This is a genomic window from Propioniciclava tarda, from assembly GCF_900182665.1.
Classification (GTDB): Bacteria; Actinomycetota; Actinomycetes; order Propionibacteriales; family Propionibacteriaceae; genus Propioniciclava; species Propioniciclava tarda.
On sequence record NZ_FXTL01000004.1, the window covers coordinates 72,182 to 90,004 of the forward strand.

Genomic DNA, 17,823 nt, shown 5'->3' on the forward strand with positions numbered 1-17,823 from the left:
GGACGCCTTCCTTGTGGACCCCAGCCAACGCTACACCGCTCGCAGACTGATCAAAACTGCATGTTCGGTGCCATTTAGAATCAGATACGATCAGTCAACGACAGGGGGGCCACCATGATCTCGTTCGGAACCGGCGGCTGGCGCGACATCATCGGCGACGGCTTCACGCGCGCGAACGTGCGCCTGCTGGTCCAGGGCCTCTGTGACCGGATGGCCGCAGAGGGCGTCGCCGAGCGCGGCGTCGTCATCGGCTACGACCGGCGCTTCCTCTCCGACGTCGCCGCCTGGTGGGCGACCGAGGTGTTCGTGGGCAACGGCGTCCCGGTGACGCTGATCGGTCGCCCGGCGCCGACGCCGATGTTCATGTGGACGGTCCGCAACCTCGGCTGCGCGTACGGGATCGCCGTCACGGCGTCCCACAACCCCGCCCTCTACAACGGCATCAAGCTCTTCACCGAGGGCGGCCGGGACGCCGAACTCGAGATCACCGACGAACTCGCAGCGCATGTCAACAGTCTGTCGGACGCCGACGTGAGGTGGGCGTCCCCGGAGGCGACGAGGGCGTCCGGCCTTGTCACCGTGCAAACGAGCCTGAACTGGTACATCGACGCGATCCTGGACCAGCTCGACGTTGACGCCATCCGGCACGGGCACCTGAGCGTCGTCCTCGACCCCATGTTCGGCGTTGCGCAGACCTGCCTGCAGACGGTGCTACTGACCGCCCGCTGCCAGGTCGAGGTCATCAACGAGCGTCACGACGCGCTCTTCGGCGGACGGATGCCGTCGCCGACCGAGGCGTCCATGGAGACGCTGCGTCGCGCGGTCCTCGACAAGCACGCCGACCTCGGCATCGCCACCGACGGGGACGCCGACCGGCTCGGCATCGTCGACGACCGCGGCGAGTACCTGAGCCCGAACCAGGTGCTGGTGCTGCTGTACCACTACCTACTGACCGGCAAGGGCTGGACGGGTCCGGCTGTGCGCAACATGTCGACCACGCACCTGCTCGACCGGGTCGCCGCCGCGCACGGCCAGGAGTGCCACGAGGTGCCCGTCGGCTTCAAGTGGATCTCGGCGAAGATGACCGAGACGGACGCCGTGATCGGCGGCGAGTCGTCAGGCGGCTTGACGGTCCGCGGGCACATTGCTGGCAAGGACGGCATCTACGCCGGCTCGCTACTCGTCGAGATGGTGGCGAAGTCGGGCAAGAAGCTGTCCGAGATCTACGCCGATCTCGTCGCCACCTACGGAAGCCTCGAGATGGTCGAGCGGTCGTTCACCTTCACGCCCGAGCGGCGAGCGGAACTGCAGCGCCGTCTGTTCGTCGACCACGACCTGCCCGCGTTCGAGCAGGCGGTGGAGCGCGTCGCCTGGGAGGATGGCTGCAAGGTCTACTTCGCCGACGGCGGCTGGGTCACCATCCGGTTCTCGGGCACCGAGCCGGTGCTGCGGGTCTTCTGCGAGCAGGAGACGCTCGCCGCGGCGTCCGAGGTGTCAGACCTTGTCGCACGGCATTTGGGGGTGGGGGAGTGAGTTCGTTGACCACGGCGGTGGTGCTGGCCCGCGGGCTGGGCAGCCGCATGCGGGCGGCGTCCGATGTGGTCTTGGACGCCGACCAGGAGCGCGCCGCCGACGGCGGAGCGAAGGCGATGATGCCGCTGGGCGGGCGTCCGTTCCTGGACTACGTCCTCTCGGCGCTCGCGGACGCCGGCGTCCGGGACGTGTGCCTCGTCATCGGGCCCGAGCATGGCGCGGTGCGCGAGTACTACGACGCGCGTCCGGCGGGGCGGTTGTCGATCGGGTACGCGATCCAGGAGCGTCCGTTGGGCACGGCGGACGCCGTCGCGGCGGCCGAATCGTGGGTCGGGTCGCGGCGGTTCGTCGTCGTCAACGGCGACAACTACTACGCCCCGGACGCCGTCGCGCGGCTTGGCTCGGTGGCGGGGAACGCGACGCTCGGGTACGAGCGGGAAGCGTTGGTGGCGCTGGGGAACATCCCGGCTGAGCGGGTGGCGGCGTACGCGATCCTGCGGTCGGCGGGCCGGGTGCTCACTGGAATCACCGAGAAGCCGTCGGCGTCCGAGGTTGAGGCGGCCGGGCCGCGCGCGTTGATCAGCATGAACTGTTGGGCGTTTACGCCGGCTGTGTTTGACGCCTGCCGAGCGATCGGGCCGTCCGCGCGGGGGGAGTACGAGATCGCGGACGCCGTGTCGGCGCTGGGTAGAGCGGGGCACCAGGTGCGGGTCGTGCCGGTGGCGTCCGGCGTGCTGGACCTGTCCAGTCGCGCAGACATCGCCGGGGTGGCCGCCCGGGTCGCCGGACGGGAGGTCCGGCTGTGAGCGCGTCGCCTGACAGCGGGACCGAGGTCGGCGTCCGCGGGCTCGGCAGACCTCCATCGAGTTTGCTCGGTTTCGGCCAGTTTCCCGGGTTTGCCGTGCGGCAAAGGCGGGATTTCTTCCCGAAACCGAGCAAACACGTTCGTGGGGTGTGCGGGAGGGAGTGGGGGCATGAGCAGCCTGACGTGGCGGGTCCCCGGACGCATTGAGGTGCTGGGCAAGCACACCGACTACGCGGGCGGACGCGTCCTGGTCGGGGCGATCGACCACGGCATCACGGTGCGTGCGACGCTCGGGGGAGAGGGCGTGGTGGCGTCCACGGACGCCTTCGGCGACCGGGTGCGGCTGGCCGCTGGGGTTGATCCGGGGCTGCCGGACGGGCACTGGGCGCGCTACGTCCAGACGGCGATCGACCGGCTGACCGCCAACTTCGGCACCATCGCCCCTTGTGAACTCACGATCACGTCAGACCTGCCGCCGGCGTCCGGGATGAGCTCGTCGTCGGCGCTGCTGTGTGGGGTGGCGCTGGCGCTGGCCGACCTGAACGGCTTCTCGTCGACGCCGGCCTGGCAGGACGCCTGCCCCGATCGGCTGTCCCTGGCCGGCTACCTGGCCTGCATCGAGAACGGACGCACCTGGCGCGGCCTCGCCGGCTCGCGCGGGGTGGGCACGTTCGGCGGCTCCGAGGACCACACGGCGATGCTCTGCGGCTCGGTCGGCGAGCTGTTGCAGGTCGAGTTCGATCCGCTGCGGGTGATCGAGTCGGTGCCGCTGAGTGAAGACGTCGCGTTCGTGGTCGCCGTGAGCGGCGTCCTCGCCGAGAAGACGGGGCCGGCGCGCGACGCCTACAACCGGGCATCGCTAGCGACGGCGTCCATCTTGGACCTGTGGAACGAGCGGTCCGGACGCCGTGCCGCGACACTCGCCGCCGTCGTGCGCACGCTCGCCGGTGATGCGCCCGACCCCGCCGACCCGACGCTCGGGGTGCTGCGCCGGGTGACCGGGGGCGACGCCTGGCTGTCGGCGCGGCTCGAGCACTTCCTGCAGGAGTCCTACGGGCTGGTGCCCGGCGCGACCCGTGCGCTGGCGTCCGGCGACTGGGCGACGTTCGGCCGTGTCAGCGCCGAATCGCAGCGGCTGGCCGAGACCCTGCTGGGCAACCAGGTGCCGCAGACGATCGCGCTGGCGGCGTCCGCGCGCGAGCTGGGCGCGCACGCGTCCTCGGCGTTCGGGGCCGGCTTCGGCGGCTCGGTCTGGGCGCTCGTCGACGCGCAAGACGCGGACGCCTTCGCCCACGACTGGCTGGCGCGCTACCGCTCAGAATTCCCGGACGAGACCGGGGCGTCCGTGCTCGTGACGCGTCCGGGATCGGCGGCCGAGCGGATCTAGACCACGATCACCTGGACGCCGGCGGCGTCCAACTGGGCCAACGCCGAATCGGACGCGCCGGCGTCCGTGATCAGGGTCTGGACGTCAGCGAGCCCGCAGATCCGGGCGAAGGCGGTCCCACCCAGCTTGGACGAGTCGGCGAGGACGACTGTGCGCCGCGCCGCCCGGACCAGAGCCGCGTTGATGGACGCCTCGTCCTCGGTGTGGGTGTAGAAGCCGCCGTCGAAGTCGACCGCGTTGACGCCGAGGAACAGCGTCTCGATCGTGATCGACGGCAAAATCAGCTCGGCCAGGGGGCCGACCAGCTCGTACGAGCGCGTCCGGGCGACGCCGCCCGTGACAACGACGCGCGCCTGCTCGCGGATCGTCAGGTCGTTGGCGATGTTCACCGCGTTCGTGACGACGGTGATGTAGTGACCCGCGAACTCGGGCTCGCCGGCGATCCGGACGCCCAACTCATGCGCCGCCGCCGTCGTCGTCGTGCCCCCGTTGAAGCCGACGATCTCGCCCGGACGCACCATGGCCGCCGCCGCTCGCGCGATGGCCTCCTTCTCGCGGGGCTGACGAGCGGTCCGGTAGCGCAGCGGCACCTCCCCGGACGTGTGGTTGGCGGTCGCACCGCCGCGCGTCCGGATGATCAACTGCTGCGCGGCCAAGGCGTCCAGGTCGCGGCGGACCGTCGCCGGCGACACCCCCAGGTCGGCCACGATGTCGTCAACGTGCACCGAGCCGCGCTCGACCACGTAGTCGACGAGCGTGGAAAGCCGGTCCTGCCGGGCCATGGCTGCCTCCTGGTCGCTGCCGGGTTCACCGGCGTCGCTGTCGATTCTTGCCCAAACGGACGCCTCCGGCACGCCGCACCGATGCGCAACCCGGTTTTGCGCACTCTCAGTGACGGTTCGGCGGCGCTTTCGACCACCAGAGCCCGGTGAGAGTGACCAAAATCGGGTTGCGCGGCGGCGTCCGGCTTGACGCGTGAGGCGTCCGGGCCAACGCTGGACGCGATGAGACGGGCAGCGGGCATCGACGTGGGCGGCACCACGATCAAAGGCCTGCGCCTGGACGCCTCCGGCCGCCGCTTCCCAGGCCCGGTGCCGGTGCCGACCCCGACCGACGAGGCCGCGCTCGTGGACGCCGTCGCGGCCTTGGCGCGCGAGCTCGGCGAGCCGCGGGTGGGCGTCTGCGTCGCCGGCATCGTGGACGAGACCAGGGGCGTCGCGCTGAGCGGCAGCAACCTGCCCTGGCGGGACTCCCCGCTGCGGGAAAGGCTGTCGGACGCCATCGGAGCCCCCGTCGCCCTCGGTCACGACGTCCGCTGCGGTGCGCGTGCCGAGGCGCGCTGGGGCGGGCACGGCGGCGTCCGATTCTTGTACGTGAACCTGGGCACGGGCGTGTCGGCCGTCACGGTGACCGACGGCGAGCCCGCGTCCGGACCCTGGCACGGCGAGATCGGCCAGCCGTTGGTGCCGGACCCGGCCGATCCGACATCGCTGGTAAGCATCGAGCGCCTCGCCTCGGCCGAGGCGGTGACCCGCCGGTACGCCGACCGCAGCGGAGGCCTCCCGTCGGCCGGAGCCGACGTCGTCTTCGGACGCCTCGCGCAGGGCGACCCGGTCGCGGCGGCCGTCGTAAACGAGGCCGTCTCCGCGCTGGCCCAGTGCCTGGCGTTCACCGTCGCCGCCACCGCGCCGGAGGTGATCGTGCTAGCCGGAGGCATGGCGCAGGCCGGCTCGGCGCTCGTCGAGCCGTTGTCTGGACGCCTCGAGTCCCTGCTGGGCATCCTGCCGCGGCCCAGGCTGGTGGTCAGCCGTCTTGGCCCGGACGCCGAGGCGATGGGGGCGGCCGCGTTGGCGCTGAGCGCCGACTGAGGGGCCGCGCCGACCCGGGCGCTCGATGTGCCGAGAGCTTGACCGATGGGGCTGCCCGATCATGGGCGACACCGCCATACTGGTGTAGCGAACCGTCCCGTCGCTCGCAGCGCCTGCCCTTGTCGGCCTGCGAACGGCTGCGGCGGCGCGAAGACGGGCGTCGGATGACGTCGAACCTAAGAAGGGACGGGGCTGTGGTCTCCATCAATGACATCGCCGTTGTGCGTGCGGCTACTGCGTACTGCAAGGACGGAAACAAGGTTGGACGCGTCGGCGACGTCTACGTTGACGACCTATCCAACGAGCCGGCGTGGGTGACCCTCACCGCCGGACTCTTCGGCACCAAGACTCTGTTCGCGCCGCTGGCCGGCTCCCGGCTGGACGGTGACCGCCTCGTCCTGGCCTACGGCAAGGACGTCATCAACGGCGCCCCCGCGATCGCTGACAGCGGCCACATCAGCGAGGCCGAGCAGCAGGCCCTCATCGAGTACTTCACCCGGCACGCCCCGGTCGTCGCGGCCGCCGCGGCTCCCGTGGTCGCCGAGGCGGCTGACACCGTGGTGATGGACGCCACCGCTCCCGCCTACGAGGGCGAGGCGCCGCTGGTCGCCGCTGCTGACGCGGCCATGATCGCCCCCGAGGCCGAGGTCGTCGTGCCCGAGGTCGGCGTGGACGCCCACGCCCCGATGTACCAGGCCCCGCCGGCCGTCGACCCGTCCGCCGTGGTCGAGGTTCCGGTCAGCGACCACGCGCACGCCTCCGTGGTGGAGGTCCCCGAGAACCTGGTGGACACCTACCGGTCCCCGGTCGCCGACGTCGTGGACGCCGTGGAGGCGCCCGTCGTCGAGGCCGCGGATGCCGCGATGATCGCTCCCGAGGCCGAGGTCGTCGTCCCCGAGGTCGGCGTGGACGCGCACGCCCCCATGTACCAAGCCGCGCCCGCGATCGACCCGTCTGCCGTGGTCGAGGTCCCGGTCGCCGATCCGGATGCCCCCGCGATCGCGCTGCCCGAGTCGCTCGTCGACACCTACCGGGCCAGCTACGAGCCCGCCGCTGCCGAGCCGGCGGTCGAGGTCGGCCCGTTCGACGCCCCGTACGCCGCCCCTGCCAAGCAGGAGTCCTGGGAGCTGCGCGAGGCCACCTCCTGGGACGCCCCCGCGCCGATCCGTAGCTCCGCTCTCGATGGCGCCTCGGACGCCGTCGCCGCCGGTGCCGCTGGCGTGGCGGGCGTCGGTGCTGCCGCCGCAGCCGCGGCCGGTGCCCCGAACGCCGCTGCCGTCGCCGCCGCCGGCGCGGCCGCCCCGGTCGCCGCCGCCGGACTCACTGCGCTGCTGCGCGAGGGCCTCGACAAGGCGTCCTCGCAGCTGGCCGGCGTCACGGACGCCCTCCGCGACGGTCTCGAAGGCGCCATGGCGCACCTCCACGGCCACGATGACGAGGCTGCCGCTGAGCCGGTGGCCGAGCCCGTCGCCGAGGTCGTGGACGCCCCCGCCGCCGAGGCGGTCGAGGGTGCGGACGCCGTCGCCGAGGCGTCCGCTGCGCCGGTGTTCGCGAACGCGTTCGATGCCGAGGCAGCCGTCACCGAGGAGGACGTCATCCCGGTGGCTACCCCCTACGGTGGGCTCACCGAGGAAGGCGTCCTCTACGAGGAGGCCAAGGCCGGCATCATCCCGTCCGCCACCGACGGTCCCCTCGTGGTCGACGCCACCGCGATCGCTCCCGAGGACGTCGAGGCATCCGCGGACGAGGTCACCGACCTGGCCCAGCCGGGCTGGCAGGGCGAGGACAGCTGGGACGCCGCGGCGTCCGAGGTCGCCGTCGAGGACGCCGCACCCGAGGCGTCCGATGCGACCGTCGAAGGGGAGTGGGGCGCGGAGCCCGTCGAGGCCGAGGCGGATCACCACCTCCCGGCGTCCGGCGTGCTGAGCGCCCCGGTCGAGGGTGACACGGCGGCGCAGGAAGCCCACAGCGGGTCGTTCCGCATGCACCCGTCGCACACCCGCGAGACGATCTACCGCGACTCCGAAGGCAACATCCTGTACTCGATCATCCACACGTTCGAGGACATCTTCGGCAAGAAGGACTGAGCGACAGCGACACGCACGACCCCGGGAGCGCTGACTCCCGGGGTCGTCCTGCGTCTGGCCCGAGCTGCGCGTGATCATGGACGCCGCTGCGCGGCGTGGCCCCCTGTAACGCTCTACATCTCGTCGAGCGGCTCGTAGCCGGGGGCGTCCGGGGTGGTGGGAGCGAGGCGGGTGCGGCGGACGTGACGCGTCCAGATCAGCCAGGCCGTGGTGAACAGCACCAGCGAGCCGACGGCCAGCGTGACCAGGGAGCCGCCCAGCAGCGGCGCCACGACGCCCGCGATGACGGCGTTCACCAGCAGGCTCGCGAACCCCTGAACGGACGCCGCCGCGCCTCGGTCGGTCGGGAAGAGGTCGAGCATGGCGAGCGTCAGGATCGGGAAGACCACCGACATGCCGAACGCCAGCAGCGGAATGGCCAGCACCGAGTAGGGGAGTCCGCGCGTCGCGGGGATCAGCGCCAGACCCAGGTTGATGAGCAGGCCGATCGTGCCGACCAGGTAGCCGACGAACGCGAGGCGGCGTCCGGGCAGATGCGCGAGGCGTCCGGAGACCCAGGAGCCGGCGATCATGCCGACGACGATGGGCACGAACAGCTTCCAGTAGTCCTGCTCGCCGCCGCCCAGCAGGCCCATCACCAGCGGCGCCCCGCTGATGTACAGGAACAGCGCGGCGAAATGCACGGCGCCGATCAGGGCGAGGCGGCGTCCGTCTGCGTTCCGCCAGACGCGGCCCAGGCCGGCCAGGACCGGTCCCGGTGAGAATGGACGCCGCCGCTCCGGCCCGATCGGCTCGGGCAGCAGGAACGTCGCGGCGATCATCAGCGCCGCCCAGATGACGAGGAACCAGAAGATGCCGCGCCAGTTGGTCCAGCCGAGGATCCAGCCGCCCACGATCGGCGCCACCGCCGGCGCCAGCCCGAAGATCATCGCGATGCTCGCCATCATCTTCTGTGCCTTCTCACCCTCGAAGTAGTCGCGGACGAGGGCGCGTCCGATGATCTGGGACGCCCCGGCTCCGGCTCCCTGCAATCCCCGCATGACAAGCAGGAACCCCAGGTTCGGCGCCAGGGCGCAGCCCACGGACGCGAGCAGGTAGACGACCAGTCCGACGAGGATGACCGGACGCCGTCCGCGCGCGTCCGAGAGGGGTCCGTGGAAGAGACTGAAGGCCGCGTAGACGATGAGGTAGACGCTGACGAGCTGTTGCAGCGCCACCGGGGACGCCGCGAGGTCCGTCCCCATCTGGGCGAAGGCCGGGAAGATCGTGTCGGTCGAGAAGGGTCCGAACATGCCCAGCCCGGCCAGGACCGTCACGATGATCGAATCCGGGGGACGCCTGCGCATGGTCGTCAGTCTGGCCCTGCTCTGTTGTCGATGCCCTTCGCGGTCGGTTGCTGGGATGACCCGGATCAAGCGGTTGCCGGGTCGGTACCCGCAGCGTCCGAGCACCAGACCGGACTCGCGGCCGACCTGACCAACGCGTCCGGCGCGCACGGCACGGCCTTCAACCACACCCCCCGAGGCGGCCTCCTGGGGCGCAACGCGACCGAGTACGGGTTCATCGTCCGGTACCCGAAGGGTGCGAAGGCGATCACCGGCTACGAGAGGGAACCCTGGCACGTGCGCTACGTCGGCAAGGCCGTGGCGGCGGAGTTCGAGAGGCGTCCGGGGTTGACATTCGAGCAGTATCTGGGCGTCGCCTAATTCCCCATCGTGCTGGTTGGACCAGCCTTCATGTTCGGGACGCCGATGATGGGCGCACGTGGGTGGCCTTTCGACGTCCTTGCTCTCGCGCGTGACGTTTCCTGTTCCGATCGTTAGGCGCGGCTGCCACGGAGCCTGGGCTGGGCACGCTCGGTCACGGAGCTGGATGGCACGTGCGGCCTCCGGGTTAGCGACACCTGAGCGGTCTGGTCGTACGACGGAACTCCGTGATGTGCGACCGGCGTGATCCTGCGAACCGGACGCCTCCGCGCGATCCGCCGGGTAGGTTACGGCCCGTGACTCAGCCTCAGACGCGTCCCGGACACCCGACAGGCCATCCCGGCGGACACCCCGGCGGGCACCCAGGAGGCCACCCGGGCGGGCACCCGCACGGGGCGTCCAGATCGGGACTCGACTTCGACTCGGCGCCGTTCATCGCGATCTGGGAGACGACGCAGGCCTGTGATCTGTCCTGCAAGCACTGCCGCGCCTGCGCGCAGCCGGAGCGCGACTCCGGCGAGCTGACGACCGCCGAGGCCAAGGCCCTCATGAACCGGCTGCGCGAGTTCGGACCCATCGTGTTCGTGTTCTCGGGTGGCGACTGCTTCAAGCGTCCCGACATCGTCGAGCTGGTCGGGCACGGCGCGAACCTCGGCCTGCGCATGGGCATCACCCCGGCGACCACGTCGCTGGCCACGAAGGAGCTGATGATCGAGCTGAAGCGCGTCGGGCTGACCCGGCTGGCGATTTCCCTGGACGGCTCGAACGCCGCGATTCACGACGAGTTCCGCCAGGTGCAGGGCAGCTTCGATCACGGGCTCCGCATCCTCCGCGAGGCGCAGGAGGTGGGCCTGACGACCCAGGTCAACACGGTGATCCGCAAGGCGAACATCGACGACATGGACGCCATGACCACACTGATGACGACCCTCGGGGTCGTGTTCTGGGAGGTCTTCTTCCTCGTCCCCATGGGACGCGCCAAGGCCGACGATGTGGCGTCCGCTGAGGAATTCGAAGCCGTCTTCAACCAGCTCTACGACCTGTCCAAGACGGCGCCGTTCGACATCAAGGCGACGGCCGCGCCGCAGTACTCGCGCGTCGTGATGCAGCGCAAGCGGGCCGAGTCCGACGAGGACGTCACCGAGGTCATGACCCGCGGCATGCACTACAGCCAGCTCGACGGCATCGGACGCGCCCGCAACGTCAACGACGGCGACGGGTTCGTGTTCATCAGCCACACCGGCGACGTGATGCCGTCGGGCTTCCTGCCGCTCAAGTGCGGCAACATCCGCGACGCCGACATCATCGACATCTACCGCAACTCGCCGGTCTTCAAACAACTCCGCGACCGGACGCTCCTCAAGGGCAAGTGCGGCACCTGCGGCTACCGCGGCTCGTGCGGCGGCTCCCGCGCGCGGGCTTACGCGATGACCGGCGACTACCTCGCCGCCGAGCCGTTCTGCGTCTACCACGAGCACGGCTGAGGTCGGGTCTGTCGAACCCGTCGGACGCCTCGCCGGGTTAGTTGTCGAGGGCGCGTCCGCGTAGCTCGGGGAGCGCCAAGGCGCCGATCGCCGCCACCACAAACGCCGCCGCGAACACGCCGAACACCGCGGGATGCCCGCCAGCGACCAGCAGCACCGGCACCACCAAGGGCGCCAGGATCGAGGCGATCCGACCGAAGGCTGCCGCCGCGCCGGTGCCGGTGCCGCGCAGTCCGGTGGGGTAGAGCTCGGGTCCGACGGCGTACAACGCCCCCCACGCGCCGAGGTTGAAGAACGACAGCGCGCAGCCCGCGGCGATGATCGTTTCGGGTGTTGTCGCGAACCCGAGCAGCGCCGCCGCCACGGCCGAGCCGACCAGGAACGTCGCCAACGTCGGACGCCTCCCCCAGCGCTCGATCAGGTACGCGGCCGCGGCGTAGCCGGGCAGCTGAGCCAGCGTGATGATGAGGGTGTACTCGAAGCTCTTCACGAGCGTGAAACCCGACTTGACCAGCAACGATGGTAGCCAGATGAACGCGCCGTAGTACGACAGGTTGATGCAGAACCACACCACCCACAGGGCCGCCGTCCGCCGCCGGTAGACAGCCGACCAGATGCCCTCGCCCGCGACCGCAGGCGACGGCGTCCACTCACGGGTCTCAACCGGCGCGACGCCGGCGGCGTCCTCGAAGACGCGGACGGACCGCTCGGCCTCGGCGTCCCGATCGTGGTTTTCGAGCCAGCGCACCGACTCGGGGATGCCGAACCGGACCACCAGCGCGTACACCGTCGGCACCAGCCCGACCGCGAGCGCCCAGCGCCAGCCGTCGGGCTGCGTCGGGATGATGAGGTAGCCGATGAGCGCGGCCAGGATCCAGCCCACCGCCCAGAAGGCTTCGAGCGCGACGACCATCCGGCCGCGGATGTGCCGCGGCGCGAACTCGCTGATCAGCGTGGACGCCACGGGCAGTTCGGCGCCGAGCCCCAGCCCGACCAGGAACCGCAGGATCATCAGGGCCGCGACGCTCCCGACCAGCGCGGACGCCCCCGTCGCCAGGCCGTACACCAGGAGGGTCAGGGCGAAGACGTTGCGGCGTCCGAGCTTGTCAGCGAGCAGTCCGCCCAGGGACGCCCCCAGCGCCATGCCCACGAACCCGATCGAGCCGATCCAGGACAGGGTCGTGGCGTCCAGCTTCCACTGCACCGCGAGGGCGGCCATGACGAACGAGATGAGGCCGACGTCCATGGCGTCCAGCGCCCAGCCCACCCCGGACCCGACCAGCACCTTCGCGTGGGCGCGGGTGAAGGGCAGGCGGTCCAGCCGCTCGGAGCGGGTGAGTGGTCCAGTCATGGGAGCCTTCGCGATGGTGTGGCGGTCGTGTGCAGCGTAGGCGAGCCGCTGACGGGCCGTCTGGCGCTTTGAATCCCAACTTTTGCTTGGTCCACCATGTCAAAGCCGGGAATGTGACGAGTACTCGACGTCGATTCCCTCGAACCGTCGCCGCATGACCTCGATCGCCTCGGGGTTGGCGTCCACGAGGACGAACCGACGACCCAGCTCGGACGCCGCCGCGCCCGTCGTCCCGGACCCGGCGAAGAAGTCGAGCACCCAGTCGCCCGGACGCGACGACGCGGCGATGATCCGGCGCAAGACCCCGAGCGGCTTCTGCGTCGGGTAGCCCGTCTTCTCGCGCCCCGTCGGCGACACGATGGTGTGCCACCAGACGTCGGTCGGCAGCTTGCCGCGGGCGGCCTTCTCGGGCGTGACAAGGCCGGGTGCCATGTACGGCTCGCGGTCGACCTCGGCCGAGTCGAAGTAGTAGGCGTCCGGGGACTTCACGTACACCAGGATCGTGTCGTGCTTCGCCGGCCAGCGCTTGGTCGTCCGGGCGCCGTAGTCGTAGGCCCAGATGATCTCGTTGAGGAAGCACTCGCGGCCGAACAGCGCGTCCAGCAGCACCTTCGCGTAGTGCACCTCGCGGTAGTCCAGGTGAAGATACAACGTGCCGGACGCCGTGAGCAGTCGCCAGGCTTCCTCGAGTCGGGGCTCCAGAAAGCCCCAGTAGTCGGCGAACTCGTCGTCATACGACGTCACCCGGCCGCGAACGGTCTCGTACGTCTGCCCCTTGAAGCCGACGCGACCGCCGGCGTCCGATCGTCTCGTCGTCAACGTCGAACGGGTCTGGCGGCGTCCGGTGTTGAAGGGGGGGTCCAGGTAGATGACCTGGAACGAGGCGTCCGGCAGGTCGCGACAGACGTCCAAGTTGTCGCCACCCATGACCAGGTTGGGTCCGTCTGGCGTCCAGGTCACGGCGCGAATCTATCGTGCGAGCATCGCGGTCCAGCGCTGCGGACCGAACCGCGCGCGGGCGGTGAGCCAGAGGCGGTGCAGGGTCATGACGACGCCGAGCCACGCCAGCCCGAACACCCAGCCGGCGATGACGTCGGTGAGCCAGTGGTGGCCGAGGTAGACCCGCGACAGCCCCATGGCTACGGCATACACCGCGGCGACGATCACCCAGAGCGTCCGGACGCCTCGCGTCCGGAACCAGTGCAGCATGAGGTAGCAGAGGATCCCGGCGATGACTGTGCCGTTGAGGGTGTGCCCGCTGGGGAAGCTCGGCGAGTACTCGTACGGCGGGATCGCGTCGCTCAGCGGCGGCCGGACGCGTCCGTAGAACTGCTTGCCCAGCGTCGTCATCGCGAGCGAACCACCGGCCGCCACCAGGGCGAGGACGACCGGCGTCCACGACTTCCAACGCCAGCCGAGGAACAGCACGACGAGCGCCGTCAGGATCGGCTGCAGCACCGGCCCGCCCGTGTTGGAGAAGAACGCCACGGCGGCGTTGAGCGACGGCGTCCGAATGCCCTCGACCCAGGTCAGGACGGGACTGTCCAGCGCCGCGAGCCCGACGTTGTCGAGCACGGACTCGAACAGCTCCTCGGCCGCCCACTGAGCCCCGACCAGCAGTCCGGATGCCGCCACCAGCATCGCGATCAGCGCCACGTTCGCGCCCACCCAGCCCCGGGTCGAACGCACGACGGACGCCAGCGCGCGGCCCGCGCGGCTGGTCCAGACGGCGTGGTCGTCGGAGCCGATCGCGGCGTCCGCACGATCAGGGTTGGACGCCGCCGGCGGGCCCCCCATGTCGCGGGGGCTGATCTCGCCGTGCGGCGTCGAGGTTGAGCTCACCGGGGAAGTCTCGCAGCCGCTTTGGCGCGTCCCAACCGGTGCACGACCCCATCTCGGCGCGGACGAGCACCCACCCTGAGTAGCGGAAGAGCCTGCGGAAGCCCAGTTGGGTGAGCTTGTCGAAGCTGGCCCTTCGACAAGCTCAGGGATCGGGAAAGCGTCACGTCCTTCGATGAGCTCCCGGACCGATCGACGGGACAGGGATCTGGTCCGGTGGGCGGAGGACGGCGAGGCACCGTAGATTTGCCTTTCCACGTCAGCTTGCGTAACTGAGGCGTCCCAGGGAGTCGGAATGATCAAGAAGGTGCTCGTCGCCAACCGCGGAGAGATCGCGGTGCGCGCGTTCCGCGCCGCCACCGAGCTCGGCATCACGACGGTCGCGGTGTTTCCGCACGAGGACCGCCTGAGCGAGTACCGCCTCAAGGCCGACGAGAGCTACCAGATCGGCACCGAGGGCCACGCGGTCCGCGCCTACCTCGACGTCGAGGGCATCGTCGCCGCCGCGAAGGCCGCCGGCGCGGACGCCATCTACCCGGGCTACGGCTTCCTCAGCGAGAACCCCGACCTGGCGACCCGCTGCGAGGAGGAGGGCATCACCTTCGTCGGCCCGTCCCACGAGGTGCTCGAGCTGACCGGCAACAAGGCCCGCGCGATCGCGGCCGCCCGCGAGGCGGGCCTGCCAGTCCTCAAGGGCTCCGAGCCGTCGTCCGACATCAAGCAACTGAAGTCGGACGCCGACGCGATCGGCTACCCCGTGTTCGTCAAGGCCGTCTCCGGCGGCGGCGGACGCGGCATGCGGCGGGTGGACGACCCGGCCAAGTTCGAGGCGTCCGTCGCCGAGGCGATGCGCGAGGCGGACGCGGCGTTCGGCGACTCCCGCGTCTACCTCGAGCAGGCCGTGGTGAATCCGCGGCACATCGAGGTGCAGATCCTCGCGGACGGCGAGGGCAACGTCATCCACCTGTTCGAGCGCGACTGCTCCGTGCAGCGGCGTCACCAGAAGGTCGTCGAGCTGGCCCCGGCGCCGAACCTAGACCCGGCCCTGCGCGACGAGATCTGCGCGGCCGCGGTGAAGTTCGCGCGGCACATCAACTACAAGAACGCGGGCACGGTCGAGTTCCTCGTGGGCTCCGACGGACGCTTCACGTTCATGGAGATGAACCCCCGCATCCAGGTCGAGCACACGGTGACCGAGGAGGTCACCGACGTCGACCTGGTGAGCTCGCAACTCCGCATCGCGTCCGGCGAGACCCTCGCCGACCTCGGCCTGCGCCAAGAAGACATCCATGTCCGCGGCGCGGCGCTGCAGTGCCGGATCACCACCGAGGACCCGGCCAACGGCTTCCGTCCCGACACGGGCACCGTCCAGGTCTACCGCTCGCCGGGCGGCGCGGGCATCCGCCTCGACGGCGGCACGGTGTTCGCCGGCGCCCAGGTCGGCGCCCACTTCGACTCGATGATGGTCAAGCTGACCTGCCGCGGACGCGACCTGCCGACGGCGATCCGCCGGGCACAGCGCGCCCTGGCCGAGTTCCGCATCCGCGGCGTGAACACCAACATCGGGTTCCTGCGCGGCGTCCTGGCCGACGCCGACTTCCGTGCCGGCAACGTGACGACGTCGTTCATCGACGAGCGTCCGCAGCTGCTGACGCCGCACGAGTCCGCGGACCGCGCGACCAAGCTGCTCACCTACCTCGCCGGCGTCACGGTCAACAAGCCGCACGGCGAGCCGCGCACGTCCATCGTCGCGCGCGAGAAGCTGCCCAAGCTGACCAGAAAGCAGCTGGACGCCCCGGCGTCCGGCTCGCGTCAGAAGCTGCGCGAGCTGGGACCGGCCGGCTTCGCGAAGGCTCTGCGCGAGCAGACGGCCGTCGCGGTCACCGACACCACCTTCCGGGACGCCCACCAGAGCCTGCTGGCCACCCGCGTCCGGACGCGCGACCTGATGAACGTCGCGCCGCACGTGTCGGCCATGCTGCCGCAGCTGTTCAGCGCCGAGGCGTGGGGCGGGGCCACCTACGACGTCGCGCTGCGGTTCCTCAAGGAGGACCCCTGGGACCGCCTGGCGACCCTGTCCGAGGCCATGCCGAACATCCCGTTGCAGATGCTGCTGCGCGGCCGCAACACGGTCGGCTACACGCCGTATCCCCTAGCCGTGACGAAGACGTTCGTGCACGAGGCGGCGTCCACCGGCCTCGACATCTTCCGGATCTTCGACGCGCTCAACAACATCGACCAGATCCGTCCGGCGGTCGAGGCGGTGTTGGAGACCAACACCGCGGTCGCCGAGGCGGCCCTGTGCTACACGGGCAACATGCTGTCGCCCGGCGAGAAGCTGTACACCCTGGACTACTATCTGCGCCTCGCCCAGCAACTCGTGGACGCCGGCGCGCACATCCTCGCGATCAAGGACATGGCCGGGCTGCTCCGCGCCCCCGCCGCCGCGCGCCTCGTCCGCGAGCTGCGCAGCAACTTCGACCTGCCGGTTCACCTGCACACGCACGACACCGCGGGCGGCCAGCTGGCCACCCTGCTCGCGGCCATCGACGCCGGGGTGGACGCCGTCGACGTCGCGTCCGCGGCGTGGGCCGGGACGACCTCGCAGGTCTCGATGTCGGCGCTCATCGCGGCCACGGACGGCACCGAGCGCGAGACCGGCCTGTCCCTGGACGCCGCGACCGCGCTCGAGCCGTACTTCGAGGGCGTCCGGCTGCTGTACGGGCCGTTCGAGTCCGGCCTGGCCGGCCCCACCGGACGCGTCTACCACCACGAGATCCCGGGCGGCCAGCTGTCGAACCTGCGCCAGCAGGCCATCGCGCTCGGCCTCGGCGACCGCTTCGAGCAGATCGAGGACATGTACGCCGCGGCGAACAAGATCCTGGGCAACATCATCAAGGTGACGCCGTCGTCCAAGGTGGTGGGCGACCTGGCGTTGGCCCTGGTCGGCCAGGGCATCGACCCGGATGCCTTCGAGAAGGACCCGGGCAAGTACGACATCCCCGACTCCGTGATCGGCTTCCTCAACGGCGACCTCGGCGACCCCGCGGGCGGCTGGCCGGAGCCCTTCCGCACCAAGGCCCTCGCCGGACGCCGCACCAAGCCCGTCGAGACCGAGCTGTCGGACGCCGACGCCGCGGCGCTGGCGTCCGACCCCAAGCGGACGCTCAACCGGCTGCTGTTCCCCGGCCCGACCAAGGACTACGAGGACGCCTGCGAGGACTACTCCGACCTGTCGGTGCTGACCACGCGGCAGTTCCTGCACGGGCTGAGCCTCGGCGTCGAGCACCAGGTGCCGATCGAGAAGGGCAAGACGCTGCTGGTCTCACTGCAGGCGATCGGCGAGGCGGACGAGCGCGGGATGCGTCCGGTCATGGCGACGATCAACGGCCAGATGCGCCAGGTCTGGGTCCGCGACCACTCGGTCAAGTCGACCGTCGTCGCCCGCGAGAAGGCGGACGCCACCAAGCGCGGCCAGGTCGCGGCGCCGTTCGCTGGCGTCGTCACCCTGACGGTCGAGGTCGGCCAGCGGGTCGGCGAGGGCCAGCCGGTCGCGACGATCGAGGCCATGAAGATGGAGGCGTCCATCACGTCGCCGATCAGCGGCGAGGTGAAGCGCCTGGCCATCGGCCACGCGCAGGCCGTCGAAGGCGGCGACCTGCTGCTGGTCGTCGAGTAGGCGTCCGGCCGGGACCAACACCGACGCGTCCGGCCGCCCGGTCTCCACGACGCTGGTCTGAGTGCTGAACCTTTCGGAATTCCG

General features: G+C 70.6%; 13 protein-coding genes. 8 read left to right on the forward strand and 5 right to left on the reverse strand.

The genetic code is table 11. From position 1 onward, the window contains the following. Positions 1-114 precede the first annotated feature (114 nt). The 3 genes from FN821_RS05040 (at position 115) to FN821_RS05050 (ending at position 3,725) form a co-directional block, all read left to right on the forward strand. Positions 115-1,533 carry a phosphoglucomutase/phosphomannomutase family protein gene (locus FN821_RS05040; RefSeq protein WP_131171456.1) on the forward strand — a complete coding sequence of 473 codons (1,419 nt, stop codon included), beginning with the start codon at positions 115-117 and terminating at the stop codon, positions 1,531-1,533. Then, positions 1,530-2,339: a nucleotidyltransferase family protein gene (locus tag FN821_RS05045; RefSeq protein WP_241660103.1), complete on the forward strand. Its 810-nt coding sequence runs from the start codon at positions 1,530-1,532 to the stop codon at positions 2,337-2,339. The genes FN821_RS05040 and FN821_RS05045 overlap by 4 nt, the downstream gene beginning before the upstream one ends. A 168-nt stretch (positions 2,340-2,507) precedes the next feature. Beyond that, positions 2,508-3,725, forward strand: coding sequence for a galactokinase family protein (locus FN821_RS05050; RefSeq protein ID WP_131171457.1), 1,218 nt, complete (start codon positions 2,508-2,510; stop codon positions 3,723-3,725). On the opposite strand, the gene FN821_RS05055 is transcribed toward FN821_RS05050, so the two are convergent. Further along, positions 3,722-4,507: a DeoR/GlpR family DNA-binding transcription regulator gene (locus FN821_RS05055; RefSeq protein ID WP_131171458.1), complete on the reverse strand. Its 786-nt coding sequence runs from the start codon at positions 4,505-4,507 to the stop codon at positions 3,722-3,724. The genes FN821_RS05050 and FN821_RS05055 overlap by 4 nt on opposite strands. 222 nt (positions 4,508-4,729) lie before the next feature. On the opposite strand from FN821_RS05055, the gene FN821_RS05060 reads away from it, so the two are divergent. Beyond that, positions 4,730-5,593, forward strand: coding sequence for an ROK family protein (locus tag FN821_RS05060; RefSeq protein WP_131171459.1), 864 nt, complete (start codon positions 4,730-4,732; stop codon positions 5,591-5,593). A 194-nt stretch (positions 5,594-5,787) separates the two neighbouring features. Further along, positions 5,788-7,680 carry a PRC-barrel domain-containing protein gene (locus FN821_RS14195; RefSeq protein WP_165489249.1) on the forward strand — a complete coding sequence of 631 codons (1,893 nt, stop codon included), beginning with the start codon at positions 5,788-5,790 and terminating at the stop codon, positions 7,678-7,680. A gap of 113 nt (positions 7,681-7,793) precedes the next feature. Here FN821_RS14195 and FN821_RS05080 read toward each other — a convergent pair whose 3' ends face one another. Further along, positions 7,794-9,026 (reverse strand): multidrug effflux MFS transporter, encoded by a 1,233-nt coding sequence (locus tag FN821_RS05080; RefSeq protein WP_131171460.1) that lies wholly within the window; start codon positions 9,024-9,026, stop codon positions 7,794-7,796. Positions 9,027-9,056: 30 nt separating this feature from the next. Here FN821_RS05080 and FN821_RS05085 point away from each other — a divergent pair, with 30 nt between their 5' ends. Together FN821_RS05085 and FN821_RS05090 are read left to right on the forward strand one after the other, a co-directional pair. Next, positions 9,057-9,386, forward strand: a complete 330-nt coding sequence (locus FN821_RS05085) for a M15 family metallopeptidase (RefSeq protein WP_131171461.1) — start codon at positions 9,057-9,059, stop codon at positions 9,384-9,386. Between the two features lie 296 nt (positions 9,387-9,682). Continuing rightward, complete coding sequence (locus FN821_RS05090) at positions 9,683-10,870, forward strand: TIGR04053 family radical SAM/SPASM domain-containing protein (protein WP_241660104.1); 1,188 nt, start codon at positions 9,683-9,685, stop codon at positions 10,868-10,870. Positions 10,871-10,907: 37 nt separating this feature from the next. Here FN821_RS05090 and FN821_RS05095 read toward each other — a convergent pair whose 3' ends face one another. The 3 genes from FN821_RS05095 to FN821_RS05105 all read right to left on the reverse strand — a co-directional run bounded on the left by FN821_RS05095 (position 10,908) and on the right by FN821_RS05105 (position 14,063). Then, a complete protein-coding gene (locus tag FN821_RS05095) occupies positions 10,908-12,221 on the reverse strand; it encodes an MFS transporter (RefSeq protein ID WP_131171463.1) in 1,314 nt (437 codons plus the stop codon). A gap of 99 nt (positions 12,222-12,320) precedes the next feature. Continuing rightward, positions 12,321-13,181: a DNA-methyltransferase gene (locus tag FN821_RS05100; protein WP_206661999.1), complete on the reverse strand. Its 861-nt coding sequence runs from the start codon at positions 13,179-13,181 to the stop codon at positions 12,321-12,323. A gap of 9 nt (positions 13,182-13,190) precedes the next feature. Beyond that, positions 13,191-14,063, reverse strand: a complete 873-nt coding sequence (locus FN821_RS05105; RefSeq protein ID WP_131171464.1) for a phosphatase PAP2 family protein — start codon at positions 14,061-14,063, stop codon at positions 13,191-13,193. Positions 14,064-14,355: 292 nt separating this feature from the next. Between FN821_RS05105 and FN821_RS05110 the strand changes: the two genes are divergently transcribed. Further along, the gene (locus tag FN821_RS05110) at positions 14,356-17,739 is read left to right on the forward strand and encodes a pyruvate carboxylase (protein ID WP_131171465.1); all 3,384 of its coding nucleotides are present in this window, start codon (positions 14,356-14,358) and stop codon (positions 17,737-17,739) included. Positions 17,740-17,823 lie beyond the last annotated feature (84 nt).

Coding starts and splice junctions, on each gene's coding strand:
- FN821_RS05040 (WP_131171456.1), top strand. CDS start 115: ATGATCTCGTTCGGAACCGGCGGCTGGCGCGACATCATCGGCGACGGC.
- FN821_RS05050 (WP_131171457.1), top strand. CDS start 2,508: ATGAGCAGCCTGACGTGGCGGGTCCCCGGACGCATTGAGGTGCTGGGC.
- FN821_RS05055 (WP_131171458.1), bottom strand. CDS start 4,507: ATGGCCCGGCAGGACCGGCTTTCCACGCTCGTCGACTACGTGGTCGAG.
- FN821_RS05060 (WP_131171459.1), top strand. CDS start 4,730: ATGAGACGGGCAGCGGGCATCGACGTGGGCGGCACCACGATCAAAGGC.
- FN821_RS05080 (WP_131171460.1), bottom strand. CDS start 9,026: ATGCGCAGGCGTCCCCCGGATTCGATCATCGTGACGGTCCTGGCCGGG.
- FN821_RS05085 (WP_131171461.1), top strand. CDS start 9,057: ATGCCCTTCGCGGTCGGTTGCTGGGATGACCCGGATCAAGCGGTTGCC.
- FN821_RS05095 (WP_131171463.1), bottom strand. CDS start 12,221: ATGACTGGACCACTCACCCGCTCCGAGCGGCTGGACCGCCTGCCCTTC.
- FN821_RS05110 (WP_131171465.1), top strand. CDS start 14,356: ATGATCAAGAAGGTGCTCGTCGCCAACCGCGGAGAGATCGCGGTGCGC.